Annotated in this window: 26 protein-coding genes and 1 pseudogene; 26 read left to right on the top strand and 1 reads right to left on the bottom strand. The window is 48.5% G+C overall.

Features of this window, described 5'->3' with window-relative positions:
* The first annotated feature begins 12 nt into the window (after positions 1 to 12).
* The 22 genes from DEU29_RS11900 to glnB all read left to right on the top strand — a co-directional run bounded on the left by DEU29_RS11900 (position 13) and on the right by glnB (position 20,442).
* Positions 13 to 636 carry a LuxR C-terminal-related transcriptional regulator gene (locus DEU29_RS11900; protein WP_133540579.1) on the top strand — a complete coding sequence of 208 codons (624 nt, stop codon included), beginning with the start codon at positions 13 to 15 and terminating at the stop codon, positions 634 to 636.
* A gap of 20 nt (positions 637 to 656) precedes the next feature.
* The gene (locus tag DEU29_RS11895; protein ID WP_133540578.1) at positions 657 to 1,172 is read left to right on the top strand and encodes a DUF1285 domain-containing protein; all 516 of its coding nucleotides are present in this window, start codon (positions 657 to 659) and stop codon (positions 1,170 to 1,172) included.
* A 27-nt stretch (positions 1,173 to 1,199) separates the two neighbouring features.
* A complete protein-coding gene (locus DEU29_RS11890) occupies positions 1,200 to 2,621 on the top strand; it encodes a sigma-54 dependent transcriptional regulator (protein WP_133540593.1) in 1,422 nt (473 codons plus the stop codon).
* A 142-nt stretch (positions 2,622 to 2,763) separates the two neighbouring features.
* Positions 2,764 to 3,768, top strand: a complete 1,005-nt coding sequence (locus DEU29_RS11885) for a sensor histidine kinase (protein WP_133540577.1) — start codon at positions 2,764 to 2,766, stop codon at positions 3,766 to 3,768.
* On the top strand, positions 3,761 to 5,116 hold the full coding sequence (locus DEU29_RS11880; protein WP_133540576.1) for a sigma-54-dependent transcriptional regulator: 1,356 nt from the start codon (positions 3,761 to 3,763) through the stop codon (positions 5,114 to 5,116). Before DEU29_RS11885 ends, DEU29_RS11880 begins: the two co-directional genes overlap by 8 nt.
* A gap of 99 nt (positions 5,117 to 5,215) precedes the next feature.
* Positions 5,216 to 5,548, top strand: coding sequence for a flagellar hook-basal body complex protein FliE (gene fliE, locus DEU29_RS11875; RefSeq protein WP_133540575.1), 333 nt, complete (start codon positions 5,216 to 5,218; stop codon positions 5,546 to 5,548).
* 45 nt (positions 5,549 to 5,593) lie between these two features.
* Positions 5,594 to 7,285 carry a flagellar basal-body MS-ring/collar protein FliF gene (gene fliF / locus DEU29_RS11870; RefSeq protein WP_208107643.1) on the top strand — a complete coding sequence of 564 codons (1,692 nt, stop codon included), beginning with the start codon at positions 5,594 to 5,596 and terminating at the stop codon, positions 7,283 to 7,285.
* A complete protein-coding gene (gene fliG, locus DEU29_RS11865) occupies positions 7,278 to 8,324 on the top strand; it encodes a flagellar motor switch protein FliG (protein WP_133540592.1) in 1,047 nt (348 codons plus the stop codon). The genes fliF and fliG overlap by 8 nt, the downstream gene beginning before the upstream one ends.
* 31 nt (positions 8,325 to 8,355) lie before the next feature.
* Positions 8,356 to 9,102: a flagellar assembly protein FliH gene (gene fliH / locus DEU29_RS11860; RefSeq protein WP_133540573.1), complete on the top strand. Its 747-nt coding sequence runs from the start codon at positions 8,356 to 8,358 to the stop codon at positions 9,100 to 9,102.
* 2 nt (positions 9,103 to 9,104) lie between these two features.
* Positions 9,105 to 10,436 carry a flagellar protein export ATPase FliI gene (fliI, locus tag DEU29_RS11855; protein ID WP_133540572.1) on the top strand — a complete coding sequence of 444 codons (1,332 nt, stop codon included), beginning with the start codon at positions 9,105 to 9,107 and terminating at the stop codon, positions 10,434 to 10,436.
* Between the two features lie 11 nt (positions 10,437 to 10,447).
* Positions 10,448 to 10,918, top strand: coding sequence for a flagellar export protein FliJ (gene fliJ / locus DEU29_RS11850; protein WP_133540571.1), 471 nt, complete (start codon positions 10,448 to 10,450; stop codon positions 10,916 to 10,918).
* A 79-nt stretch (positions 10,919 to 10,997) separates the two neighbouring features.
* Complete coding sequence (locus tag DEU29_RS11845; protein ID WP_133540570.1) at positions 10,998 to 12,881, top strand: flagellar hook-length control protein FliK; 1,884 nt, start codon at positions 10,998 to 11,000, stop codon at positions 12,879 to 12,881.
* Between the two features lie 89 nt (positions 12,882 to 12,970).
* Entirely contained in the window at positions 12,971 to 13,510 is a 540-nt protein-coding gene (gene fliL / locus DEU29_RS11840; RefSeq protein ID WP_133540569.1) for a flagellar basal body-associated protein FliL, read from the top strand.
* Positions 13,511 to 13,526: 16 nt separating this feature from the next.
* On the top strand, positions 13,527 to 14,591 hold the full coding sequence (fliM, locus tag DEU29_RS11835) for a flagellar motor switch protein FliM (protein WP_133540568.1): 1,065 nt from the start codon (positions 13,527 to 13,529) through the stop codon (positions 14,589 to 14,591).
* Between the two features lie 42 nt (positions 14,592 to 14,633).
* Complete coding sequence (gene fliN, locus DEU29_RS11830; protein ID WP_133540567.1) at positions 14,634 to 15,077, top strand: flagellar motor switch protein FliN; 444 nt, start codon at positions 14,634 to 14,636, stop codon at positions 15,075 to 15,077.
* The gene (gene fliO, locus DEU29_RS11825) at positions 15,037 to 15,414 is read left to right on the top strand and encodes a flagellar biosynthetic protein FliO (RefSeq protein WP_243734589.1); all 378 of its coding nucleotides are present in this window, start codon (positions 15,037 to 15,039) and stop codon (positions 15,412 to 15,414) included. The genes fliN and fliO overlap by 41 nt, the downstream gene beginning before the upstream one ends.
* Positions 15,411 to 16,157: a flagellar type III secretion system pore protein FliP gene (gene fliP / locus DEU29_RS11820; RefSeq protein ID WP_133540566.1), complete on the top strand. Its 747-nt coding sequence runs from the start codon at positions 15,411 to 15,413 to the stop codon at positions 16,155 to 16,157. Before fliO ends, fliP begins: the two co-directional genes overlap by 4 nt.
* A gap of 8 nt (positions 16,158 to 16,165) precedes the next feature.
* On the top strand, positions 16,166 to 16,435 hold the full coding sequence (gene fliQ / locus DEU29_RS11815; protein WP_133540565.1) for a flagellar biosynthesis protein FliQ: 270 nt from the start codon (positions 16,166 to 16,168) through the stop codon (positions 16,433 to 16,435).
* Positions 16,435 to 17,217, top strand: a complete 783-nt coding sequence (gene fliR / locus DEU29_RS11810) for a flagellar biosynthetic protein FliR (RefSeq protein ID WP_133540564.1) — start codon at positions 16,435 to 16,437, stop codon at positions 17,215 to 17,217. The genes fliQ and fliR overlap by 1 nt, the downstream gene beginning before the upstream one ends.
* A gap of 11 nt (positions 17,218 to 17,228) precedes the next feature.
* Entirely contained in the window at positions 17,229 to 18,356 is a 1,128-nt protein-coding gene (gene flhB / locus DEU29_RS11805) for a flagellar biosynthesis protein FlhB (protein WP_133540563.1), read from the top strand.
* Positions 18,357 to 18,448: 92 nt separating this feature from the next.
* The gene (locus tag DEU29_RS11800) at positions 18,449 to 20,089 is read left to right on the top strand and encodes an NAD+ synthase (RefSeq protein WP_133540562.1); all 1,641 of its coding nucleotides are present in this window, start codon (positions 18,449 to 18,451) and stop codon (positions 20,087 to 20,089) included.
* 14 nt (positions 20,090 to 20,103) lie between these two features.
* Positions 20,104 to 20,442, top strand: a complete 339-nt coding sequence (gene glnB, locus DEU29_RS11795; protein ID WP_133540561.1) for a nitrogen regulatory protein P-II — start codon at positions 20,104 to 20,106, stop codon at positions 20,440 to 20,442.
* A gap of 34 nt (positions 20,443 to 20,476) precedes the next feature.
* On the opposite strand, the gene DEU29_RS11790 is transcribed toward glnB, so the two are convergent.
* Positions 20,477 to 21,235 carry an outer membrane protein assembly factor BamD gene (locus DEU29_RS11790; RefSeq protein ID WP_133540560.1) on the bottom strand — a complete coding sequence of 253 codons (759 nt, stop codon included), beginning with the start codon at positions 21,233 to 21,235 and terminating at the stop codon, positions 20,477 to 20,479.
* Between the two features lie 120 nt (positions 21,236 to 21,355).
* On the opposite strand from DEU29_RS11790, the gene rluD reads away from it, so the two are divergent.
* From rluD to pssA, 4 genes and pseudogenes are all read left to right on the top strand, one after another.
* Positions 21,356 to 22,324 (top strand): 23S rRNA pseudouridine(1911/1915/1917) synthase RluD, encoded by a 969-nt coding sequence (gene rluD, locus DEU29_RS11785; RefSeq protein WP_133540559.1) that lies wholly within the window; start codon positions 21,356 to 21,358, stop codon positions 22,322 to 22,324.
* Positions 22,284 to 23,015, top strand: a pseudogene (gene pgeF, locus DEU29_RS11780) (peptidoglycan editing factor PgeF). Before rluD ends, pgeF begins: the two are co-directional and overlap by 41 nt.
* 69 nt (positions 23,016 to 23,084) lie before the next feature.
* Positions 23,085 to 25,655, top strand: coding sequence for an ATP-dependent chaperone ClpB (gene clpB / locus DEU29_RS11775; RefSeq protein WP_133540558.1), 2,571 nt, complete (start codon positions 23,085 to 23,087; stop codon positions 25,653 to 25,655).
* Between the two features lie 150 nt (positions 25,656 to 25,805).
* Positions 25,806 to 26,633 (top strand): CDP-diacylglycerol--serine O-phosphatidyltransferase, encoded by an 828-nt coding sequence (pssA, locus tag DEU29_RS11770; RefSeq protein WP_133540557.1) that lies wholly within the window; start codon positions 25,806 to 25,808, stop codon positions 26,631 to 26,633.
* Positions 26,634 to 26,998: the final 365 nt, after the last annotated feature.

Genomic DNA, 26,998 nt, shown 5'->3' with positions numbered 1-26,998 from the left:
TGGGAATTCAACATGAAAATATTGATCATTGACTCGTCGTTTTTTATGCGTGCGGGACTTATACAAGTATTAACGAATTATGCGACGCAACCGTCAATTTTTGAGGCGGATTCATTTAGTGTTGCAGAAACCTATCTTAATGCCGACGAATTTAATCTGATTTTTATCGAGATGGATCTGCCAGACGAAGAAATTCGACCGGCGTTACAACGTTTGAAACGGCTTGCTCCGCGTGCTCATTTGGTACTTTTTACCAAGGCTCGTGCGATGAGTGATGTGCGCCAGGTGATGTCAGCCGGCATTCGCAGCTTTTTACCAAAGGACTCCAGCGCTGAGCAGGCAAAACTGGCAGTTAAGAGCTTGTTAAACGGTGACCGCTATCTTCCCGATGATCCATCGCTTAACGAACCGCGTCAGCGCACCAGTGGTGCTGAAACGTTTTTGTCACCCCGCCAGCTGGAGATTATGCAGTTGTTGGCTCAGGGGTTGTCGAACAAGGAAATCGCCAATATTTTGGGTATTACCGAGGGCACTATTCGTGTGCATCTGTCGGCGATCTTTAAAGCGATTAAAGTGTCTAACCGCACCGAAGCAACGCTTTGGTATTTGTTACGGCAAAAGAAGTTGGTTGATTAAATCGGCCTGATGGGTAAGCCATGAGTCTGGAAAAATTATTTGAACAGCTTGAGTCGACCCAGCACGCACCTACCGAAAAGTGGGACCCACCCTACTGCGGCGAAATACCTCTGCGCATAAAAGCCAACGGTGACTGGGAGTACCAAGGCAGTAAAATTAACCGTCAACGCTTGGTCAATTTGTTCGCCTCGGTACTAACACGAGAAAACGAAGACTATTTTTTAGTAACGCCGGTCGAAAAGGTAAAAATTCAGGTTGATGATGCTCCTTTTATTGTTACTGAATGGCAGCAGGTCGAATCGTCTGGTGAAAAGGCAATTCAGGTTGTCACAAACATCGGGGAGCGATATATTCTTTGTGAGCGAACCCCGTTAAAAATTTATGACGACGTTCCATATGTTTGCCTGCCCAGAGGTATGACCGCAAAAGTTCATCGAAATGTGTACTATCAATGGGCACAACAAGCTGAGTTAACGGCTGACAATCAATTTGTTATTAGCAGTGCGGGCCAGCTGTTTTCGCTTGGTCAGGCCTAATAGAGTAGGAAAACGCGGTCAGGTATGATGAACAGCCCTCAAGTCATATATTTATGCGAACAGAATAATGAACGGCGTCAGCGATTTGAGACCGTGTTAACCTTTATTGGTGAGCGAGTTACAGTGCTGCCGGCGATTGACGAACTGGCTGATCACGATGACGTGCTTTGTGTTATTGCCGGTTCAGGGGTAAATGACTTAAGCGAGCATGCCAAAAGCAAGCCGGCTATTCCTTTTATCGCCGCTGCAGAGAGCCATCAGCCAGCCCTTAATCGCGCTAATGTTATTGGTCCCATCGATGCTAATGTTGATTATCAGGAATTGTCACGCTGGTTGCATTATTGTCACTCTTACCACCGTAACCTTGCCGAACGTCATGGCTCGCAGAATCATAAAACCGGCAAACTGGAGTCACTGCTAATAGGCCAGGGCAGTGCAATTCAGAGTATTCGCAAGATGATTGCACAGGTCGCCAGTAGCGACGCCAATGTTTTGGTTTTGGGTGAGTCCGGCACCGGTAAAGAAGTGGTAGCGCGCGGAATTCATAGTCTCTCTAACCGTAAAGATGGTCCTTTTGTGCCGGTAAACTGTGGCGCAATACCAGGGGATTTACTCGAAAGCGAGCTCTTTGGACACGAAAAAGGCGCGTTTACCGGCGCAATTGGCACTCGTAAAGGGCGATTTGAGTTAGCTCAGGGCGGCACATTATTCCTCGACGAAATTGGCGACATGCCGTTAGCCATGCAGGTAAAATTACTGCGCGTTTTGCAGGAACGCACCTTTGAGCGTGTTGGTGGCGCAAAAAGTATTAAAGCCGACGTACGCGTTGTTGCTGCAACCCATCGCCAACTTGAGTCGATGATTAACGAAGGCAAATTCCGCGAAGACTTATTCTATCGGTTAAATGTATTCCCCATTGATGTACCGGCATTGCGTGAGCGCCAGGAAGACGTGCCGTTATTGTTGCAAGAGCTAACCGCGCGCTTTAAAAAAGAGCGCGGAGTCGGTGTGCGGTTTACCGGTAAAGCATTGGAGTCGTTGTCATTGCATCGCTGGCCCGGTAACGTTCGTGAGCTGAGTAATTTAATTGAACGGTTAACCATCATGCATCCCGATCAATTAGTGGATGTCAGTGACCTGCCGCCAAAGTATCAACATATTGACCACCCTCGGGTAGAGCCTGAGTATCCTGACGAACTGCTTGAGCGCGAGGCGCTTAACTCCATTTTTGCTGACGACGAGGACGAGCCCGACGCGGATACTGCGGCTATTAACTCCGAGTTACCAGATGACGGCGTTAACCTAAAAGACATGCTGAGTGAGCTGGAAACAGCCATGATAAAGCAGGCGCTGGATAAAGCCGATGGTGTGGTCGCAAAAGCAGCTGAATTATTAGGTATGCGGCGGACAACGCTGGTCGAGAAAATGAAAAAATACCAAATAAAGTAACCTCATGTTACAGGTAGCCGAAAAATTGACACCCCTGCCTTTAAATATTTACAAAATAACCCATTGAAATGAAACAAAAAAATATAGGCACAGTCTTTGCATAGTCTCTAGCATAGTTGCGCAGGCAAACAGAGAGAGAACTATGCAGGATCACCGAATGCTGATCGATGCGATGCCCAATGGCGTTATTTTGGTCGATAGTGCGGGAACCGTAGAACATTGTAACCATAATGCGATCGTGTTAGTGGACGCGCCACTGGTGGGGCGTTTATGGCGTGATTGTGTTGCTGAGTACTTCAAACCTCAGGCCGATGACTGGCACGAAGTGTCGTTGCACAATAGTCGTCGCGTTAAAGTCGATATTTCGGCTATTCCTGATCAGTCAGGGCAGTTAGTGGTGTTGACTGACTTGACTGAAACGCGTCGCCTACAACAAAAAATTAGCCATCTACAACGCTTGTCATCGATGGGGCGAATGGTTGCTTCTCTGGCGCATCAAATCAGAACACCGCTTTCTGCAGCCTTACTTTATGCCCAAAACCTGGCAACCCCGAACCTTGACCACAACCGCCAGCAGCGCTTTTCGGATAAGCTACTATCCCGACTTAAATCACTTGAACAGCAAGTCAATGACATGCTGTTGTTTGCAAAAAGCGGTGACCAGCAAGTTCTGGAACCGTTGTCATCGGCAACCTTAATCGACTCAGTTGTGCAGTCGGTCAGTCCCTACGCGCAAGCAAAAAAGGTTAGGTTAAGCGTGCAAAACAACGCTGACGACGCGATCTTAAAAGGCAACTTAACCGCGCTTAGTGGAGCGATTCAGAATCTGTTAACCAATGCGATTGATGTCACGGATAAAGGCCAGGTGGTAACGGTGTCAACCGATTACAGCGCCAATGATTGGTGCTGTACGGTAAGCGATACCGGCTCCGGCATTCCTGCAGAAATCCAGTCGCAGTTATTCACGCCTTTTGTTACCAGCAAGCCAAACGGTACCGGACTCGGTCTGGCGGTGGTTAATACCGTAGTAAAAGCCCACCAGGGCCAGTTGAATTGGCAAACCGAGGCTGGCCAGGGAACCGAGTTCAGTATTCGTCTGCCGATTGAAGTCGTTCAATCTAAGCCACAGGAGATTTGTTATGGTTGATGCCCGTGTTTTGATTGTCGAGGATGATGCAGCACTGCGAGAGGCTATCGTTGATACGCTGGAATTGGCAGATTATTGCTGTATAGAAGCAGAGTCAGGTGAAGATGCGCTGGTACAACTAAAATCGGCGCCGATAGATTTGATTATCAGCGACGTACAAATGCCGGGCATTGATGGCCTGCAGTTACTGCGTAGTTTGCGCAATCAAAACTATGATACGCCGGTGATCATGATGACTGCCTTCGCTAAAGTCGATGATGCCGTTATCGCAATGCGCGAGGGTGCGATTGATTACCTGAGTAAACCGTTTTCTACTGAAAAGCTGCTGCAACTGGTGCAACGACATTTGCCTTTGCAGGAACACGAAGTCAGCAATGTAGTTGCTGAAGATCCCAGTAGTTTAGCCTTGTTAGAAATGGCCAAAAAAGTGGCGGGGACTGACGCGACAGTCATGATTACCGGGCCCAGCGGTACCGGCAAAGAGGTGTTGGCGCGTTATATTCATGAACAGTCAGCACGGCAAGCCGCGCCTTTTGTTGCGATTAATTGCGCTGCAATCCCGGAAAACATGCTGGAATCACTTCTGTTTGGTTACGAAAAAGGCGCATTTACCGGAGCTAGTCAGGCGACGCCGGGTAAATTCGAACTGGCGCAGGGCGGCACCTTGTTGCTGGACGAAATTACAGAAATGGATATTAACCTGCAGGCCAAGTTATTGCGGGTACTGCAAGAACGGCAGGTAGAGCGCCTGGGGGCGCGCAAAGCGATCAATCTGGATGTTCGGGTTATCGCGACCTCTAACCGTGATTTGCAGCAAGCGGTAAAAGCAGGCCAGTTCCGTGAAGATTTGATGTATCGGCTGAATGTTTTCCCGCTGCAGTGGAAAGCTCTGGCTGAGCGCCCTGGCGACATCGTGCCAATTGCTAATGCGTTATTACAACGCCACAAACAACGGTTGGGAATTAAGCAGCCGGTACATTACGGCCGCGCGGCAGAAAATGCACTGATGAGCTATAGCTGGCCGGGTAATATTCGTGAACTGGAAAACGTCATCCAGCGCGCGTTGGTATTACAGAACGGTGGAGAAATTCAGCCTGCTGACCTGATGTTAGAGCTGGAGCAACAGTCGGTATTTCCCGAGCAAGTTGAATCAGTCGAGCCTGCAGTGGCCGCTGAGAGCGCTGAAGGACTGGGCGAATCGATGTTTTATCGTGAATACCAGATCATAAAAAAGGCATTGCAAAAGCACCAGGGTAAGCGCAAGCCGGTGGCTGATGAATTGGGCATTTCGCCAAGAACACTGCGCTACAAGTTAGCCAAAATTCGTGAAAATGGGCTGGCTATTTAGTCCTCTGTAAACTTCCTTAGATTAACTAATTTAGTTGGCATCAACTTTGCATTAATACCGTTAGAAGAACCATCTGTGGAATTTTTGACGGAGAATATTATGAAAGTCGATGCCAACGCAGCCTACCAACAATGGCAAGCTTTATCGGGCGTAAATGCAAGCCAGGATAAGGCAGCAAACGTCAACGCTTTGCCGGGTAACAACGCCCAAGCCGACTTTTCTAACATGCTTAAAAATGCCATTGATAACGTCAATGAACTACAGCAAACGTCCGGGGACTTAAAAACTCGGATGGAGTTGGGTGATCCCAATGTAACGCTCGAGCAAACCATGATCGCCAGTCAAAAATCCAGCATTGCGTTTGAAGCAACTGTTCAGGTACGGAACAAAGTTGTGGAAGCGTATAAAGAAATCATGTCAATGCCGGTTTAACCGAGCGACTAAGGGAGTTAAATCGTGGCTGAATCTACAGACCTGATGGTAACCGAAACAAACATCAACAATGCTAACGACGGTGCAAAAAGCAACGACAAAAAATCGGGCTTTATGGACATGGTTGGTAATTTTGACATGTTGCGCCAAGTGGTGGTGGTGCTGGCCCTCGCAATTTGTGTTGCTATTGCCGTATTTATCATGCTGTGGGCGCAAGAATCGACTTACCGTCCGCTGGGTAAGCTGCAAACCGAACAGTTGGTCAGCACGCTGGACTATCTTGACGCAAACGGTATCGAATATCAGGTATCAGGTAACACAGTTTCAGTGCCCGAAGAAAAGTACGACCAAATAAAGCTACAGTTAACTCGTGCTGGCGTGGACTATGGGCAAACCGAAAGCAATGGCTCGGAAATCCTAATGAGCGAGCCTGGTTTTGGTGTAAGCCAGCGACTAGAGCGTGAACGCCTGATACATTCACGCGAAGTGCAGCTAGCGCGTGCGATTGAAGAAATGAAGTCGGTTTCAGCTGCGCGTGTTTTGTTAGCTGTGCCCAAAGAAAATGTATTTGCCCGCCGCGAGAAGCAACCCAAAGCCTCTGTTATGCTAAATGTGCGTGGTAGCCAATCAATGAGCGAAGAAGAAGTTGCTTCGATCGTTGATATGGTGGCGTCCTCTGTAACCGGCCTGCAAACTGAGCATGTAACAGTTACCGATCAAAATGGGCGTCTACTTAATTCCGGCTCTCAAAGCGCATTGGCAGCCCAAAGCAGCCGAGAGTATCAATTAGAACTAAAACGCGAACAAGAACTGCGCCAGAAAATTGACAGCATTCTGATCCCTGTACTGGGGTATGATAATTACACGGCTCAGGTTGATGTCAGTATGGACTTTACCCGTAAAGAGACAACTCAACGTCAATATAACCCGGATATGCCAGCCATTCGCAGTGAAATGACGGTAGAAAACCGTTCGTCTGGCAGCGCTATTGGTGGTATCCCAGGCGCATTAAGTAACCAGCCGCCAATGGAATCCGATATTCCTGAAGAGGCGACCGGTGGCGCAAGTAGTAGAGACAGCAATGGCAGTATGCACCGTGAAGCGACTCGCAATTATGAATTAGACAATACAGTAAGCTACACCCAAAGCCAGACCGGGGTTATCGATCGTTTAAGCGTATCGGTTGCGGTTAATCACAGTAATGCGCAGAATGCGGAAGGGGAGTCAGTTCAGGAACCTCGCTCAGCTGCGGAATTGGATAACATTCGACGGTTGCTGCAGGGCGGTCTTGGTTTTAGTTTGTCGCGCGGCGATACGTTGGAAGTCGTTTCAGTACCTTTTGCGCAACTACCGGACTTGGCCGAAGGTGAGCAAGCACTTTGGGAGCAACCATGGTTCTGGCGTGCTTTCCGCCTGGTTATGGGGGCATTGGTGATCATCGTGCTGATTATGGCGGTGGTTCGTCCTATGCTTAAGAAGTTAATGAACCCTACTCAGGAATTCGAGGACGACGCGCATGCCTTGCTTGATGAAGACGAGCACATGGGCGATGAGACCATTGATTTGCTATCCTCACAATTTGATGAAAACTCGGTGGGCTTTGGCCCTGACGGTAGCTTACAGCTGCCAGACTTACACAAAGATGAAGACTTGCTGAAAGCCGTGCGTGCATTGGTTGCAAACGAGCCGGAACTGTCTTCTCAAGTTGTTAAGGCGTGGTTAAATGAAGATGCCTAGTACAGATTTACAAACTAAAAAGCGCGAATCAAACTTCGATGTTGATACGTTGGAAGGGGTAGAAAAAGCCGCTATTTTGCTGCTGAGCCTCTCCGAAGAAGACGCTGCACAAATCCTGAAGCACTTAGAGCCAAAACAGGTTCAAAAAGTGGGGATGGCAATGTCCAGTTTGCAGGATTTTAACCAAGACAAGGTTAACGCGGTTCATAATCTGTTCCTGGAAGAAATCCAGAAATTCACCAACATCGGCTTCAAGAGCGAAGAGTTTGTGCGCAAAGCTCTTACCTCTGCGCTGGGTGAAGACAAAGCAGGCAATCTCATTGAACAGATTGTTATGGGTGGCGGTTCGAAAGGCCTTGATTCACTTAAATGGATGGACTCTAAGCAGGTCGCAACGATTATTCGTAATGAGCACCCGCAAATACAAACTATTGTCATGTCATATTTGGACGCTGATCAGAGTGCCGAAATTATGTCGCAGTTCCCGGAAAAAGTGCGTCTTGATCTTATGATGCGTATCGCCAACCTGGAAGAAGTCCAGCCGGCGGCATTGCAGGAACTGAACGAGATCATGGAGAAACAGTTTGCTGGTCAGGCGGGTGCGCAGGCAGCGAAGATGGGCGGCCTGAAAGCTGCCGCAGATATCATGAACTATCTGGATACCAATATCGAAGGTCAGTTGATGGATGCCATCCGCGAGCAAGACGAAGAAATGAGTCAGCAAATTCAGGATCTGATGTTCGTCTTCGAAAACTTAGTCGAAGTGGACGACAGGGGTATCCAGAGCTTGCTGCGTGAAGTCGAAGGCGATGTTTTACAAAAAGCACTGAAAGGTGCAGATGACAATGTTAAAGAAAAAATCTTTAAAAATATGTCCAAACGCGCAGGCGAAATGCTTAAAGATGATTTAGAAGCGATGGGTCCTGTACGCATAAGTGACGTAGAAGCAGCGCAAAAAGACATTCTTGCTGTTGCACGTCGTCTTGCCGACGCCGGTGAAATTATGCTCGGTGGCGGCGGTAGTGACGAATTCTTGTAAACAAGACCTATAACTGAGGTAACGAAACACTATGAGTGACGGTCAGGGCTCGACAGAAAAGTGGCAGTTTCCGGATATTACCTCGGAGGAGTTTCTGCAAGGCGAGAAGACTAACGCGCTGAATAAGCCCAGACGTTGGCAATACGAGCCGCCGGAAGCTGATGAAGAAGAGCAGGAATTGCAACCGCTGACGGCAGAAGAGCTTGAAGAAATTCGTGCTGCTGCTCGCGAAGAGGGCTTTAAAGAAGGTTATAACCAGGGCCACGCAGAAGGTAAAGAGGCTGGCCACGAAGAAGGTATTAAATCAGGTCAGGAAGAGGGCTTTGGCAAAGGCTTCGAACAAGGTTTGGCTGACGGCAAAGCAAAAATGGAAACGCAGGCAGTTGCATTGAATAATGTGCTCGACAGCCTGAGCTATCCGGATCGTAAACTGACGACTGATGTACAAAATGAATTGATCGAGATGGTGATGGAGCTTACCCGCGCAATTTGTCTAGATGCGCCCTATCACCAGCCCGAAATTGTGCAACAAGCCGTTCGCGAGGCGCTCGAAGTGTTGCCGGTGACCGATCAAAAGGTTGTTATTCATTTAAACTCTGATGATCTTGAGCTAATCCAGCAGTTGTATTCCGAGGACGATCTTAAACAACATGGCTGGTTATTGAGTAAAGATGATTTACTTGAGCGTGGTGGGTGTCGTGTTACAACCGAAAGCTCTACGGTAGACCATACCTTGGCAAGCCGCATTAACAGTGTGTTCGAGAAGCTAAAAGGCTAACCATGTCTGAACCCATCATTGCAGGATTAAAAAAAGCACGTAAACGTATCCACAAACCGCAGGTGTTGGTCTCCGGCTACTTAACGCGTGTGGTCGGGCTGATGTTCGAAGCTGTTGGTGTGCGTGCTCCCATTGGCTCCAGTTGTTCGGTCGAGTCAGCCAATGGTGATATCGAAGCAGAAGTGGTTGGTTTCGAGAACAATATCAGCTATTTGATGCCGACTCAGGATGCTGACGGTGTAGTACCGGGCGCAAGAGTAAAACCGCGGTCGGCTAAAACAGCTATTCCCTTTGGCATGGAGTTATTGGGGCGCGTTATTGATGCCCGGGGTAACCCATTGGATGATCGTGGTCCGATCCATGCTGATCAACAACAACGCTATCGAAGTCAACGAGTTAACCCCTTAAACAGACGTCCTGTTAAACAACCATTGGATGTGGGGGTTACCGCAATCAATGCTTGCTTGACGGTTGGACAAGGACAGCGGATGGGATTATTTGCCGGTAGTGGTGTGGGTAAAAGTGTGTTGTTAGGGATGATGACAAGGGGTACCGATGCAGACGTTATTGTCGTCGGCCTGATTGGTGAGCGGGGCCGCGAGGTCAAAGAATTTATTCAGGAAATTCTTGGCGAAGAGGGTTTGGAGAAGTCAGTGGTCGTTGCCGCGCCCGCTGATCAGTCACCGTTAATTCGCTTACGTGGCTGCGAAACAGCAGCAGAAATAGCCGAGTATTTTCGTGACCAGGGTCTTAACGTGTTGCTGTTAATGGATTCGTTAACACGCTATGCCATGGCACAGCGTGAGATAGCATTGGCAGTTGGCGAGCCACCGGCAACTAAGGGTTACCCACCTTCAGTATTCGCCAAATTACCGGCGCTGGTTGAGCGGGCTGGTAACGGGGGCGACGGACAAGGCTCAGTTACCGCCTTTTATACGGTGTTAACCGAGGGTGATGATCTTCAGGATCCTATTGCGGACTCGTCGCGGGCTATTTTGGATGGTCACATTGTGTTAAGTCGTGAACTTGCTGACTCGGGTCATTATCCGGCCATTGATATTGAGGCCTCGATTAGTCGGGTTATGCCGCAAGTGGTATCCGATGAGCATATGAAGCAAGCAGTTCAGGTTAGAAAATGGTACTCCAACTTCCGTCGCAACCGCGACCTCATTGCGATTGGCGCTTACAGTGAGGGCTCAGATCCTGCTATTGATCAGGCCATTGCGATGCAACCACGAGTCGAAAAATTTTTGCAGCAACCGATGCGGCAGGTGGTTAGCTATGACGAAAGCTTGCTGTTACTGCAACAAGTGATTAACCCGCAGCAACGTTAACAGGAATTACCATGGCTGATTTGAAGCAAATGCACATGTTGCTGGAACTGGAACAACGTCGTGAAGACGAAGCCGCTGGTAACTATGCGCAGGTACAGCAACAGGTTAATGACGAAAAAATGCGTTTGGAAGGGTTGTCACAATATCGGCTGGACTACTTGACCCAACTGCAACAGCGGGGTAACCAAGGCATTGTTTCGCAGCAATTCGGACAGTACCACGCTTTTGTTGGCAAGCTTGATGAGGGTGTTGAGCAACTCCATCACTCGGTCATCAGGCTGCAAAAGGTAGCCGACCAGCGTAAGCAACAATGGTTAGCACAACGCCGTAAAAAAGAGTCGATCCAACACTTGATTACCGAACAGCAAAAACGTGAAGCTACGGCTAGAGCAAGAAAAGAGCAAAAAAATCTGGATGACTTTTCCAGTCAGCGTTTTATCCGTGAAGCAAAAAGACGAGCACGGAAGTTAAGTTCACCGTAAATGATGGAATAGTTGGCACAGCAATTGCTTGCTTTAAACCACTGAGTCATCATTTAACCTTGTAAAAAGAGACGGCGTCATGCAACAACTGTTATCACTTAATGGACAATCAGAACTCTTTACTAAGCTTGCTGATGAAGTCTCGCTTTCATCGGGGCAATCGGCAGCTAAAGAAGGCTCGACAGAATTTTCACGTGCCCTGTTAGCAGGGCTGGACGCCGTTCAAAAGGAAATTGCTGCGACTACGACCAAGGCAAAAGGTGAGCAAAGCGAACAGCGTATGCAAAGAATTGCCCTTGATGACGAGGTGGTTGGTGAGCCTGTTGAAAGCCCTATGCTGGAGATGCTTGAAGAAATGCGGGCATTGTTGCAGCCAGGCAAAACAGAAGCTGATGCAGAGAGCGACGCTGAGCTTGAATCAATCACGGTGGCGGATGGCTCAACCGATATCGAGCTGATGCCCGGTACTAACACTGAAAATGAATCAGACAGCGATGCGGCTATCAGCAAACTATCGGATATTATCGCTAAGTTAGGTACCAATAAATTAACGGACGAACAGCGGCAAAACCTTGCCGAGGAGCTCAGTAACGGCTTATCAGAAAGCGAGAAAGAAGCTTTAATGGCCTTAGACACTGACGCGCTTACTGCAGCATCAGACGAACAGTACGCGTTGCTGCAAAAACTGCAGAGTGTCAGCGAATTGGCGGAGTTGGCTATACAGTCAACACAGCAAAAACAAGCGGATACCGCTATCGCACCGTTAGACAACGAGGCGCAGCAGTGGCTGCGTGATCAATTACAGCAGCTGCAACAGACTGCGCAGTCGCAAAACAATCAGGTTAGTGATGAGGGTGAGTCCGGCAATATATTGCAGTTACTGCAACAAAAAGTGAGCGCTGCTAAAGAGCTGGATCAACAGCAAAAACAACAGTTACAACAATGGTTAACTGCGGCGGAAACTAAGTTAGCGGTAGCCGCGGAAGGTCAGCAACAAGCGTCACAAGAGCTCAAATCATTACAGTGGGTACAGGATTTACAAAAACTGCTGGCCGATGGCCAACGCGAAACGACTAGTCGTGCGCGTGTAGCTGAGGCAGCTGCGCTCAGTGAGCAGCGCCAGGTTACAGATAGACAGGCCAATGCTGAACGATTTGCGGAGGCGTTGTCACGGCAGGAGAAAAGTAGTGATGGTCAACGTCGACCGATCCTGAGTGCAACAGAAATCGAAACGACGGAGCAGAAAGTGGCTAACGCTGCTACTGACGCGGACGGTAAAACAAAGCCACGCGACGAACTAAGCGGACTGGCTGAGTTGGGTAGTAAAGTTAAGCCATCAGCGACGCAGCAAGATGGCGCGAGTGTGGCTCAGCTGTTGGAAGGGGCAACCAAAGCTGCGCCGGTAACCGCATCGGACACAGCGACCAGTTTTAGTGAAAACCTTATTAACCAACAAACAGCGTCGGTGTCTACGCAAAGCGGAACGGTAAAAGCATCTGAGCTATCATCAACACTACAAAGTACGATGCAGGCCGTGCAGAAACCGTTAGATCCGCAGCAGTCGGAAGCTTCACAGAAATTGCAGGAACGTATTAACATCATGTTGAGCAAGAATATTCAACGTGCTGATATTCGCCTGGATCCGCCTGAGTTAGGTCAACTGAACGTGCGCATTAATATGAACGCGGAACAAGCCACCGTGCAGTTTCAGGTGCAATCAGCGCAGGCACGTGATGCAGTAGAACAAGCCCTGCCACGGTTAAGAGAAATGCTGGAACAACAGGGCGTTGCGTTGGCTGACACCGATGTTCAGGAGCAGCAACAGCAAATGGCGGGCGACGCTGAACAGCAGCAAGGTGGCGGTAGTCGTTCAGAAGCATCGGTTGAACAGCCCGGTGAACACGAGATTTTATTAAACGAAGGACGACCACTGGCAGCCGGTGGTGTGGATTTCTATGTTTAAGCACTGCAATGACGGTTACAATCGCGATATAGTGTGACGATATCAACAACCATTAACCGTATTGTGTATGGTTGCATAGAGGAAAACTTATGGCAGACGAAAACGAAGAACAGCAGGAACAGCAAGCCGACGGTGGCGCTAAAAAGAAAAAGCTGCTGTTGTTTGGTGGCCTGGGTGCGGGCGTAATCATCATTATTGCCGTTGTTGTGTGGCTGTTTACCGGTGACGGGTATACTACCGCAAAAGCGACTGACAGTAGCAATAGTAGCAACGTGGTAGAGGCTGATACAAGCGAGGCGCCTCAGGTTGGAAACGCATTATATGTAGGCATGCCCCGGCCGTTTGTTTTTATTGTACCGGGTGACGCCCGCGAGCGTACGGTGCAGATAAAAGTACAGTTAATGGTGCGAGGCGAAGACAACGAAGAATTGACTAAACGCCATATTCCTTTAATCGAAGGCACCCTGCACCAGGTATTTAGCTCGTCTACAGCTGAAGAGCTAAAAACTGCTAATGGCAAAGAGAAATTACGCGAACTTGCTTTAAGGGAGTTGCAATCGGCATTAACCAAAGTGGCCGGTAAAGGACTCGTAGAGCAAGTGTTATTCACCAGCATGGTCATGCAATAACAGAGCGAATTAGATTGTGAGCGATTTATTATCACAAGACGAAATTGATGCGCTACTGCACGGCGTTGATGACGTAGAGGAAGAGGATACGGAATCCTCCGCGAGCGCCTCTGAGGCGCTCGACTACGACTTCTCGTCACAGGACCGTATTGTGCGTGGGCGCATGCCGACGCTGGAAATTGTCAATGAGCGTTTTGCACGACACATGCGCGTTAGTTTATTTAACATGATGCGCCGCACCGCCGAGGTGTCGATAAACGGCGTTCAAATGCTGAAGTTTGGCGAATACGTGCATACGCTTTTTGTACCAACCAGTTTAAATATGGTGCGTTTCAGACCGCTAAAAGGTACAGCTTTGATTACCATGGAAGCCCGCCTGGTTTTTATTTTGGTGGATAACTTTTTTGGTGGCGACGGGCGTTATCACGCAAAAATCGAAGGGCGTGAATTTACGCCGACGGAGCGTCGTATTATTCAGATGCTACTCAAGCTCATATTTGAAGATTATAAAGAAGCTTGGGCGCCGGTGATGGATGTTGGCTTTGAGTATCTTGACTCAGAAGTTAACCCGGCTATGGCAAACATCGTGTCGCCGACTGAGGTGATCGTCATTAGTTCGTTCCATATCGAGCTTGACGGCGGTGGCGGTGATTTTCATATTGCGCTGCCATACTCGATGCTGGAGCCGATTAGAGAGTTGCTGGACGCCGGTGTGCAGTCGGATAAAGAAGACACCGACATGCGCTGGAGTAAAGCGTTGCGGGATGAAATTATGGATGTGCCGGTAGAAATGATTGCTAAGCTGGCCAATCTTGATTTGTCGCTGCGCGAGGTTATGGACTTGCAAGCCGGTGATATTATTCCTTTAGAAGTACCGGATAATTTAACCGTATTGATCGAAGATTTGCCGACGTTCCATGCCAAGCTGGGTCGCTCGCGCGAGAATGTCGCGCTGAAAATTACCGACAAAATTAAACGTCCGGAAACGGTTAAATCAGATATCCATATGTTAACTCGCGGTGGACGTCGTATTGGCGGCGATGCAGAGCTACGCCAGCTAGAAGAAGACATTGACCTGTAAATTGTATTTGTAACAGCTTGCGCTGATGAATGAGGTTACCAAATGAGTAATGATGATAAAGATATGGACGACTGGGAAGCAGCAATGGCTGAGCAGGCCGCTGCCGAAGACGGTGAGTCAGAAGGTGAGTCAAAAAGCCAAGGCGCAAGTCACTCGGGTATGGAAGGCGTGCAGACAGCCGAGCTTGAAGAGTTAAATGAAGACACCGATGTCAGTGATGACGACAAGCGCAAACTTGATGCGATACTGGATATTCCGGTCACCATTTCGATGGAAGTTGGCCGCAGCCAGATAAGCATTCGTAACTTGTTGCAGCTGAATCAGGGCTCGGTGGTTGAGCTTGAACGTGTTGCCGGTGAACCGTTGGACGTGTTAGTTAATGGAACGCTGATAGCGCATGGCGAAGTGGTCGTTGTTAATGATAAATTTGGGATTCGCTTAACTGATGTTATTAGCCAAATCGAGCGTATACGCAAGCTGCGTTAGCGCGGTGCTGGGGCTGCTCAGCTTTAGTGCGGCCGCGCAGCAGACCGAAACAAGTTCGCCAATTGGCGGAGCCGACATAGGCGCCATGTTATTGGCGCTTATTGTCGTTTTAGCGGTTATCGTTGGCTTGGCAATGATCGCGAAACGGTTTAACTTAAGAATACAAAGCAATGCCGACATGAAAGTGCTAAGCGCAATGTCGCTGGGTACCAAAGAGCGTTTAATGATTGTCGAAGTTGCGGGCAAAAAGCTGTTATTGGGAGTTACTGCAGAACGCATTGAGTGTTTGAAGGAGCTTCCTGACTCGGTCGAATTAAAAGGACAACAAAAACCATGAACCGGGGACTTATACTGCTGTTAGTTGGCTTATTGCTGTTGGTTCCTGATAGCGCCTTTGCAATTCAGGATATTAGTGCAGTTACGGTAAAGACCAACCCTGATGGCTCCGAGGAGTACTCGGTAACACTGCAAATCCTTGCCATCATGACGGCGCTGACCTTTATCCCGGCGATGGTCATCATGATGACCTCGTTTACCCGGATTATCGTGGTGCTAGCGATACTGAGGCAGGCGATTGGTTTGCAGCAATCACCGTCAAACCAGATCTTAATCGGTATTTCGTTGTTTTTGACCTTTTTTATCATGAGCCCGGTGTTAAACGAGATAAATGATAAGGCTTTGCAGCCCTATCTTGATGAGCAAGTGACCTCAATGGAAGCGCTGGATAGAGCTAAGGCGCCGGTGAAAGCGTTTATGCTGTCGCAAACTCGTTTGACCGATTTAGAAACCTTTATCGATATCTCCGGCGAAGAGAACATTGCTGAACCTGATGATGTTCCGATGTCAATTTTGATTCCGTCATTTATCACCTCCGAGCTGAAAACGGCGTTCCAGATAGGGTTTATGATTTTTATTCCCTTTTTAATTATCGACTTGGTAGTGGCTAGTGTGTTGATGGCGATGGGTATGATGATGCTATCACCCATGATTGTCTCATTACCCTTTAAATTAATGCTGTTTGTACTGGTTGATGGCTGGAGTTTAACCATGAGCACCCTCGCGGGTAGCTTTGGGGTTTAGGAGGGCTTATGAGTCCTGAAGTGTTCCTGGATGTATTTTCTGAAGCGCTAAAAGTCATTGTCATAATGGTTGCTTTTATCATTGTGCCGGGCTTGTTAGTAGGCTTGGTGGTAGCCGTATTCCAGGCCGCCACATCAATTAACGAACAAACTTTAAGTTTTTTGCCACGCTTGCTGGTTACGCTTGCTGTGATTGGTCTGGGCGGGCACTTTTTAACCGAGATGGTAATGGATTTTACCATCGAAATGTATAACCGAATTCCTGAAGTTGTTGGCTAATGGATCTGGTAACCGCAACGGTTATTGGCTGGCTGGAACAACACCTATGGCCGCTAACCCGCGTCTCTTCAATGCTGATGAGTATGGCGCTGTTTTCCGGCACGTTGATCAATCCACGCATTAAAACCTTGTTGTCGCTCGCTATTATTTTTGCCGTAGCGCCGGCGTTGCCCGAGATCAATACGCCCTACGAGATGATGTCAGTGGGCGGCTTTGTGGTGACTGCACAGCAAATAGTGATTGGCGTGGGCCTGGGTTTACTGTCGGTTATATTCCTGCAAACCTTTGTCTTAGGTGGTCAAATTATCGCCATGCAAATTGGTTTGGGTTTTGCCTCAATGGTCGATCCTTCTAACGGCCAACAAGTTCCCGTGGTGGCGCAGTTCTTCCTGATGTTAGCAAGTTTAATATTTTTAGCCCTGGACGGCCATTTACTGATGATTCAGATGGTTGTGGCTAGTTTTGATTCCGTTCCAGTCGGTTTTAGTGGCTTAGATGCTGATGCTTTTAAAATGATCGCCGACTGGGGCAGTTACATGTTTTCCACGGCATTAACCGCCATGTTATCGGGAATAATCGCGCTACTGTTAATCAACCTGAGTTTTGGTGTAATGACGCGTGCGGCACCGCAACTGAATATTTTTGCCATTGGCTTCCCCATTACTATGGTTAGTGGGCTGGTGGTTATGTGGCTAACTCTGGGCGGCTTTATTTATCATTTCGAAAATCAGTGGGCTCGGGTCGTACAGACCATGTGTGAACTGATTGGCAGCCAGTGCTAAGGGGGTAGGCAGTGGCTGAAACGGATCAGGAACGCACAGAAGACCCCACAGAGAAACGAAAACAGCAGGCCCGCGAAAAGGGCCAGGTAGCCCGTTCTAAAGAAATGGGAACGGCGTTTGTTTTAGTGAGCGCAGCGGTTGCCTTTATGTGGTTTGGCGGCGCTTTATTTGATGGCCTGCGCTCGGTATTTCAACAATTTTTTGTACTGGATAGAGCGCAGGCGTTTGATACCAGCAAGATGTTTGAGGCGTTTGCTATCGCATTTGGCGAAATTATTTGGCCGGTGCTGATTATTTTTGCGTTCATTACGGTTTTTACATTTTTCGGCAATAGCTGGTTGGGTGGGATTAATTTTGCCTGGAAGGCGATGGCACCTAAATTTTCGCGCATGAATCCGCTAAATGGTTTTAAGCGCATGTTTGGTGTGCAGGCGTTGGTGGAGCTGGTAAAAGGTATCGCCAAGTTTTTGGTAGTTGCCGTTAGCGCCTTTTTATTGCTGGCCTGGCAGCACGATAACATTTTACAAATATCCATGGGTCAGATGCCCAATATGATGGCGAATGCGTTGGATATCTTGCTATGGATGTTTTTGCTGATGTGCTGCTCAATCTTTTTGATTGTGGTTATTGATGCACCATTTCAGCTCTGGAAGCATCAAAAAGACTTAAAAATGACCAAGCAAGAGGTCAAGGACGAACATAAAGACAGCGAGGGTAGCCCCGAAGTCAAAGGCCGTATCCGTCGTTTACAAATGGAAATGGCCAATCGCCGCATGATGCAGGAAGTGCCAAAAGCCGATGTTGTCGTTACCAACCCGACCCATTATGCGGTAGCCATTAAATATGACGATAAAGGCGGAAAAGCCCCGGTACTGTTGGCTAAGGGAACCGACGAAACGGCGGCGAAAATCCGTGAAATTGCATTAGAATATGATATTCCGCTGGTGCAATCACCCGCGCTGGCGCGCTCTGTTTACCACACCACAGAACTCGAGCAGGAAATTCCGCAAGGGCTGTTTGTGGCTGTAGCGCAGGTGCTTGCCTATGTTTACCAGTTAAAAATGCACCGCAAAGGTAAAGCTAAGCGGCCCAATAAACCGGCTTCTGACTTACCCATACCTGATGACCTGAAATATTAGTTGTTGCTGTAAACTTGCCTGCTGTTTGCGCAACTTAAGCAGCTGCTATATTATTCGCCTCCATTATTTTACTGAATTAGCGGAAAGTCGTTATGTCGCAGCTGTCGATTTGTTTAGCACAATTAGATTTTACGGTGGGTGCCATCGACGGCAATACAGCCGTCATTTTAAAAACCATACGCGAACAAAGTGCTGCGCACGATATTATTGTTTTTCCTGAGTTGGCTATAACTGGCTATCCACCGGAAGACTTACTATTGCGCGAAGATCATCAGCGCGCTGTCGACAACGCAGTGGAACAAATCAGCGCGGCGGCTTCCGACTGTGTGGTCATGGTCGGTCATCCCAGCCGGGTGGGTGAGCAACTGTTTAATTCGCTGTCGGTGTTGCACCGCGGCGAGTGTCTGCAGCGCTACCATAAACAGCGTTTACCCAATAACGGCGTTTTTGACGAGCAACGTTATTTTGTGCCGGGGCATAAATCGGAAGTGTTCGAGTGGCAGGGAAAACGAATTGGTTTAATGATCTGCGAAGATTTATGGCACCCGCAGCCGCTTCAACAACTGTTGGACGACGAGGTTGATGCGATCTTGTCGGTGAACGCGTCACCCTACCAAATTGATAAGCACCAACAGCGGCTTGGTGTTTTGCGACAGCGCGTTGCTGAAATTGGTAAACCAATCATTTACCTTAACAACTGCGGCGCCCAGGATGAGTTAATTTTTGATGGCCATTCGCTGGTGCTCAGTGCGGCCGGAGAATTGGTTGCCGAACTACCTCATTGTAAACCGGCAGTTGCGACTGTTTTGCTGGCTGATGAGCCTGTTTGCACGGATTTTAAACCACGCCCGGCAGCGACAGAAGAACTGCAAACCGATATGAGTGAAGTTTATGATGCGCTGGTGCTCGCGCTGCGTGACTATGTTAATAAAAACGGTTTTAACAACGTGATTCTGGGTTTATCAGGAGGCATTGATTCGGCATTAACCCTGGCTCTTGCAGTTGACGCACTTGGCGCGGAAAGAGTGCAGGCGGTGATGATGCCGTTTAAATATACCTCAAGTATGAGCCTTGAAGATGCTGAGCAGCAGGCAACCGATGCGGGCGTGCGCTATGACGTGGTACCGATTGAACCCATGTTTGATGCCTTTATGGGCCAGTTGCAACCGTTTTTTGAGAACACGGCGACTGATACGACAGAAGAGAACTTGCAGTCACGTTGTCGCGGCGTGTTGTTAATGGCGTTGTCGAACAAGTCCGGTGCGCTGGTGCTGACTACCGGTAATAAAAGTGAAGTCGCTGTCGGCTATGCCACGCTTTACGGTGATATGTGTGGCGGCTTTGCGCCAATCAAAGATGTGCCTAAACAATTGGTGTTCGAGCTGGCTAAGTTCCGCAATAGCCGTTCGCCGGCGATTCCGGAACGGGTTATTACGCGTCCCCCTTCAGCGGAATTGGCGCCTGATCAAGTAGACACCGATTCATTGCCGGACTATAGCGATTTAGATCGCATTCTGGCATTGTATGTAGAGCAGGACTGGTCATTGCCAGAAATTGTTGCAGCAGGTTTTGCTGAGGCGGACGTACGGCGGGTGGTTAAACTGGTCGATCTTAACGAGTATAAACGCCGTCAATCAGCTGTTGGACCTAAAATCACTTCGCGCAACTTCGGTAAAGATCGACGGTACCCAATAACCAGTCATTATCGCCACGAAATTCAGCGTCAATTGTAGACGGGAGCTGTTAAATGAAAAAAGTTGAAGCCATTATAAAGCCCTTCAAACTGGATGATGTACGCGAAGCGTTGTCGGAAGTTGGTATTGCGGGTATGACAGTTTCTGAAGTAAAAGGTTTTGGTCGCCAGAAGGGACACACTGAACTATACCGTGGTGCGGAATACATGGTGGACTTCCTGCCCAAGGTAAAACTTGAAGTGGTGGTCGCTGACGATGACGTTGAGCGGTGTATTGAAGCCATCATGGAAACAGCGCAAACTGGCAAAATTGGCGATGGAAAGATTTTTATTTCGGATATAGAGCGTGTTATCCGGATCCGCACTGGCGAGGAAAACGAGCAGGCGGTATAAATAGCGGTCGTGCCTTGGCACGACCGCCCTGTCATTAATCGATCAGGTTGTTATTGGGGTAATTAGCCCGCAACACGGCAAGCGCATCAGCTTTTAATTCTTCTAAACCTAATTGTTCGTAGCTTTCAACCATAACCGCCAGCGCATTCTCGGCTTCCGGGGTATCACTAAAATGCTCTACCACATAACGGCCGCGGTTGGCGGCGGCTAAGTAGGCCTGACGTTCCATATAATATTGTGCAACAGCCAGCTCTTTTTTGGCCAGGCGACTTTTCAAACCTATCATCCGTTGCTTGGCGTCCGCAGCGTATTTGCTATCGGGGAATTTGCGCAGGAGTTCGGCAAAGTCTTTAAAGGCTTCCTTAGCCATGGTCGAATCACGATCGGAACGATCAATGCCGGCTAGCTCGTGAATGGCATTATATTCTGCACGTTGGTTGACCAGACCACGCATGTACAATGCATAGTCAACGTCTTTGTGGTTGGGGTTCAAACTAATAAACCGGTCAATAGCCGCCAACGCTTCGTCAGTGTTATCAAGTTTGTAGTGCACATAGATTAGATCTAATTGCACCTGATCAGCGAAAGGCCCAAATGGATACCGAGAGTTCAGTGTACTCAGTTGTTCCTGAGCCAGGTTGAGGTTACCCATCTCGAGTTGTTCTTGCGCTTGCTCATACATTAACTCTACCTGCGAATATTTTAAATCTTCGCTGGATTGCTCTGAATTACTTGAACAGCCTGCTAATGATAGACTTAACAGTGCAGACGCTAAAAAAATACGACCTTTCATAAAACCTCAAAATGTTACATTACAGTGCATTTGACCGCTTGAGCGGTTACACTAGCACAGAATTTACTTGTTAGGCATTCTAACGCAGCACAAAGGGCTTTCACAGCAAAAACCAAATTTATGAGCGAAACCATTCAACTTGAAGCCATCGTCCCGGAAAAACTTGCTGGAAAACGATTAGACCAGGCACTTGCTGAGTTGTTCCCGGACTATTCACGTTCGCGAATGAAAAGCTGGATTACAGCTGGACAGGTATCTGTTGATGCCGAGATAGTGACTAAACCGCGTGAAAAACTCGAACTCGGGGCATTGGTGGCAATTGACGCCGAACTTGAATCAGAAGAACGTCATCAGGCGCAACCTATTGAATTGTCGATTGTCTATGAAGACGATGACATTATCGTTATTAATAAACCCGCTGGACTCGTTGTTCACCCCGGTGCGGGTGCGCCCGATAGCACGTTGCTCAATGGTTTATTGCATCACTACCCGAAAATCGACCAAGTACCGCGAGCCGGCATTATTCACCGCCTCGATAAAGATACAACAGGCTTGATGGTTGTGGCTAAAACAGTGCCTGCTCAGACTCAGCTTGTTGATATGATGCAAAAGCGTGAAATCCGTCGTGAATACGAAGCTATTTGTAACGGCGTTATGACCGCAGGTGGTATGGTGGACGAGCCGATTGGTCGTCACCCGACCAAGCGTACACACATGGCCGTGGTCGCCAGCGGTAAACCGGCCGTTACCCATTATCGTGTAATGGAACGGTTGCGTGCCCACACGCTGTTGCGGCTAAGGTTAGAAACGGGCCGAACTCATCAAATTCGCGTGCATATGGCGCATATCCGCCATCCGCTTGTTGGTGATTTGACTTATGGCGGACGTCCAAGGCCGCCAAAACAAGCGTCTGACGAGTTTCTAGCTGCGCTGCGAGGCTTTAGTCGTCAGGCGCTGCATGCCGCGCAGCTGTCGTTGCACCACCCGGTAAACGGTGAGTGGATGACCTTTGAGGCGCCACGACCCAAAGATTTTGAACTGTTGCTGGATGCCATGCGTGATGATGCCCGGCTCCATAATAACGCCTGATTGGTTATTGCCCGATAACGTCGGGGTGGCGATTACCACCCGGGCGTGGGGTAATTTAGCCGCACACGTTGGTGATGATCCGGCGCAGGTGTTATTGCGTCGGCGTCGATTGCACCGACAGTTGCAGCTCCCGGTTGCGATAAATTTTTTAACTCAGCAACACACCGCTACGGTAAGCAAATATCCAAAAATCCACAGACCCAGCGACGGCGTTTACGCTAATCGAATCGCTAGTTGTGCCGTGTTGACCGCTGATTGCCTGCCCTTATTGATATGCTCAGAGGACGGCCTGCAGATTGCTGCTGTGCATGCCGGCTGAAGAGGACTGGCCGCAGGCATTCTGACTCATGCGATACGACAGTTCAGTGCGCCACCGGAAAGTTTACGCTTGTTTATTGGTCCGGCGATATGCCAACGATGCTTTGAAGTTGGTGCTGATGTAGTTAACGCGTTTAGTGCGTCGGGCAAGGTTGCAGCCGATCATTTTACGGAAGGAGCTGCTGCAGACGATGGTTCGCCGCGGTGGCTATGTGACTTAGCGGGACTAGCACAACAACAAGCGCAACTGGCTGGTATTAATCACGTACAGCAAAGCGGTCAATGCACCGCCTGTTCGGCTGATCTGTTCTATTCCCACCGAAAATGTAAAGACAAAGGACGGTTTGCGTCAATTATTTGGCGAAAACGTTAACTGTTGACTTGAAATAGTTTAAAAAGTACCCACATTTCTGTTAACGCAACAGATTTTAAGGAAGTACTTATGCGACACGATAAATTCACTAGCAAATTTCAGATGGCAATTGCGGATGCGCAATCGTTGGCCGTTGGTCGTGATCATCAGTTTATTGAACCTGTGCATTTGATGCAGGCAATGTTGGATCAGGATGGTGGTGCTGTACGCCCCCTGTTTACCATGATCGGCGCAGATATCCCGCAATTCCGCTCGAGTCTGGCAAAAGCGCTGGATACATTACCGCAAGTCGAAGGGACCAGCGGTGACGTACAGATCTCACAAAGCACCGTGCGGCTGCTAAACCTATGTGATAAATACGCACAAAAACGCAACGATAGTTATATTTCTTCAGAGTTGTTTTTGTTAGCAGCGACCGAAGACAAAGGGGCGCTGGGCGAGCTTTTCAAAAAACAGGGCATCACGCAACAAAAGCTGGAAAAAGCGATTAATGATGTGCGCGATGGTCAAAGTGTTGATGACCCTAATGCTGAAGAGAAGCGTCAGGCGCTCGACAAATATACCATCGACCTGACTGAACGCGCAGAGCAGGGCAAACTTGATCCGGTCATTGGCCGTGACGAAGAGATTCGCCGGACGATTCAGGTGTTACAACGTCGTACCAAAAACAACCCGGTGCTGATTGGTGATCCCGGCGTCGGTAAAACTGCCATCGTTGAAGGACTGGCGCAACGTATTATCAATGGTGAAGTACCTGAGGGACTTAAACACAAACGTGTCTTATCGCTGGACTTAGGTGCGCTGCTGGCCGGCGCAAAATATCGCGGTGAATTCGAAGAACGATTAAAAGCGGTGTTAACTGAGCTATCCAAAGAAGAAGGCCGTATCATTCTGTTCATCGATGAACTACATACTATGGTTGGTGCGGGCAAAGCAGACGGTGCGATGGATGCAGGAAACATGCTTAAGCCTGCGCTCGCTCGCGGTGAGCTTCATTGTGTTGGCGCTACCACACTGGATGAATACCGCCAGTACATCGAAAAGGACGCTGCACTTGAACGTCGCTTCCAAAAGGTTTTGGTGGATGAGCCTACGGTAGAAGACACCATCGCTATTTTGCGTGGTTTGAAAGAACGTTACGAAATTCATCATTCGGTGGAGATTACTGACCCGGCTATCGTCGCGGCGGCGTCTTTGTCGCACCGTTATATTAGCGATCGTAAACTGCCGGACAAGGCTATTGACTTGATTGACGAAGCGGCCTCAAGTATCCGCATGCAAATTGACTCTAAGCCGGAAGAGCTGGATCGACTGGAGCGCCGCATTATCCAGTTAAAACTGGAGCGTCAGGCGTTGCAGAAGGAAAAAGACGACGCCTCTAAGAAACGGTTAGATACCTTGCATGAGGAGCTGGACGAGCTAGAGCGTAAATACCAAGAGCTGGAAGAAGTCTGGAACTCAGAAAAAGCTGCTGTGCAGGGAACTCAACATATTAAGGCGCAATTGGATCAGGCTCGAACTGATATTGATATTGCCCGTCGCGCTGGCGATCTTAATCGTATGTCGGAACTCCAGTACGGTCGTATTCCTGAATTAGAGCGGCAGCTGGATCTTGCGTTGCAGGCGGAAATGCAGGACATGAGTCTGCTGAAAAACCGTGTCAGTGACGAGGAAATTGCTGACGTACTGTCGCGCTGGACTGGCATTCCGGTAAGTAAGATGCTGGAAGGCGAACGCGAGAAACTGGTCAAAATGGAAGAGAATCTACACAAACGTGTAGTAGGCCAGAACGAAGCTGTGGATGCAGTAGCTAATGCGATTCGACGCTCTCGCGCAGGCTTAGGCGATCCGAATCGGCCGATTGGCTCATTCTTGTTCCTTGGGCCAACAGGGGTTGGTAAGACTGAGCTTTCTAAAGCCCTGGCAAACTTCTTGTTCGACACGGATGATGCCATGGTACGCATTGATATGTCGGAGTTCATGGAGAAACACTCGGTATCACGATTAGTCGGCGCACCTCCGGGTTACGTTGGTTATGAAGAGGGCGGCTATTTGACCGAAGCGGTGCGGCGTAAACCGTACTCGGTTATTTTGCTGGACGAGGTCGAAAAGGCGCACCCGGATGTTTTCAATATTCTGTTACAGGTATTAGATGACGGACGCTTAACTGACGGCCAGGGTCGCACGGTCGACTTTAAAAATACGGTTATTATTATGACATCTAACCTGGGCTCGGATTTGATTCAGGAGCACGCGAAGGATAATAGTTACGAGCAAATGAAGGCGATGGTGATGGACGTGCTGGCGCATCACTTCCGGCCTGAGTTCATTAACCGGGTCGATGAGACTGTGGTGTTCCACCCACTCGGACAAAGCGAAATCCGCTCCATTGCTCAGGCACAGTTACAGTTATTATATAAACGACTGGAAGAGCGTGATTATGCTATTGAACTGTCAGAAGAAGCGCTTGACCATCTGGCGAAAACTGGTTTTGACCCTGTGTTCGGGGCGCGACCACTTAAACGAGCGATACAGCACGAGCTTGAAAATCCGTTGGCACAGAAAATTCTGGCTGGTGATTTGAAACCTGGGCAGACCATCCATGTGTCGATGCAAGGTGACCAATTAGTCATAGCGTAAATGCTGCTAAACTGTTACTAACAAACCCGCACTTGTTGCGGGTTTTCTTTTATCAGGCAATTTTCAAGCGCGCTGTTTTCCAACTGAATGACTGTGCTAGACTTATTCTGGTAAGCACTATTATCTATTCAACACGAAGGACACCTCTGCATGGCTACAGACAGTAATAAACGCCGCGGTATTTATTTATTGCCAAACTTATTTACCACCGCAGGCTTGTTTTCGGGCTTTTATGCGATCGTAGCGTCTATGAATGAACGTTATATCGAGGCTGCCGTCGCCATTTTTATTGCGATGGTATTTGATGGTGTCGACGGCCGGGTTGCTCGTATGACCAACACCGAAAGTGATTTTGGTGCTGAATATGACAGCATGGCGGATATTGTTTCCTTTGGTATGGCACCGGCGCTGGTTATGTATAACTACGCCCTGGCTGATTTGGGTAAATTGGGCTGGTTAGCTGCGTTTATCTTTGTTGCCGGTGGCGCATTAAGGCTAGCTCGGTTTAATACTAACCTGGGTAGTGCAGATAAGCGTTACTTTCAGGGACTGGCTATTCCAAGTGCTGCGGCAGTTGTTGCCGGATTGGTATGGGTAGGGACTGAGTACGGCATTGACGGTGCCGATATTGGTAGCTTTGCTGCCTTAGTCACTATTGCGGCCGGCTTATTGATGGTAACTAACTTTCGTTACCATTCTTTTAAAGATGTCGATTGGAAAGGCCGCGTGTCGTTTGTCGTTATACTGGTTATCGTACTGGCCTTTGTTATTGTGGCGACCCAACCGTCGTTGGTATTGTTTGCCATCTTCTTCCTGTATGCGTTGTCCGGGCCGGTATTAACGATTAAAAATGTGAAGCGGTTAAAGCTGGAACATGTGGTCGGCGACAACGATGCCGATGATGCTGACTTTGATGCCAAAGAGGAAAAGCGGGAAGAAAACCAGCAAAGCGATGAAAAAAGCAGCAAAAACGACTGACTTGGTTAGTAACTGACCAGTTAGTTGTTTTTTATTAAAAAGATCTTGCAAGGGCAAATAAGATCGCTATAATTCGCCGCCGTTGTCAGGGAGAAAAGGCAAGCGCCAAACGCTGACAACGGCGTTATCAAAAAGCTGAAAAAAGCACTTGACGATAACGAAAAGGGATGTAAAATACGCCTCCCTGCTTCGGAAAGAAGCAACGCTCTTTAACAATATATCAAGCCAAGCAAACTGTGTGGGCACTTGCAGAAGTTAAGCAAAACGAAATATGTATTGCAACTTTTGAATGAGTGTTCAGCAAGGTTTCGAAAGAAGCCAAGCAAAAACGCGTAATTCATTGAGTTGATTGAACTACTTTTAAT

Source organism: Idiomarina aquatica (assembly GCF_004362895.1).
GTDB lineage: Bacteria > Pseudomonadota > Gammaproteobacteria > Enterobacterales > Alteromonadaceae > Idiomarina.
The sequence above is the reverse complement of the archived record's forward strand: the minus strand, read 5'-3'. Positions and strand labels throughout refer to the sequence as shown.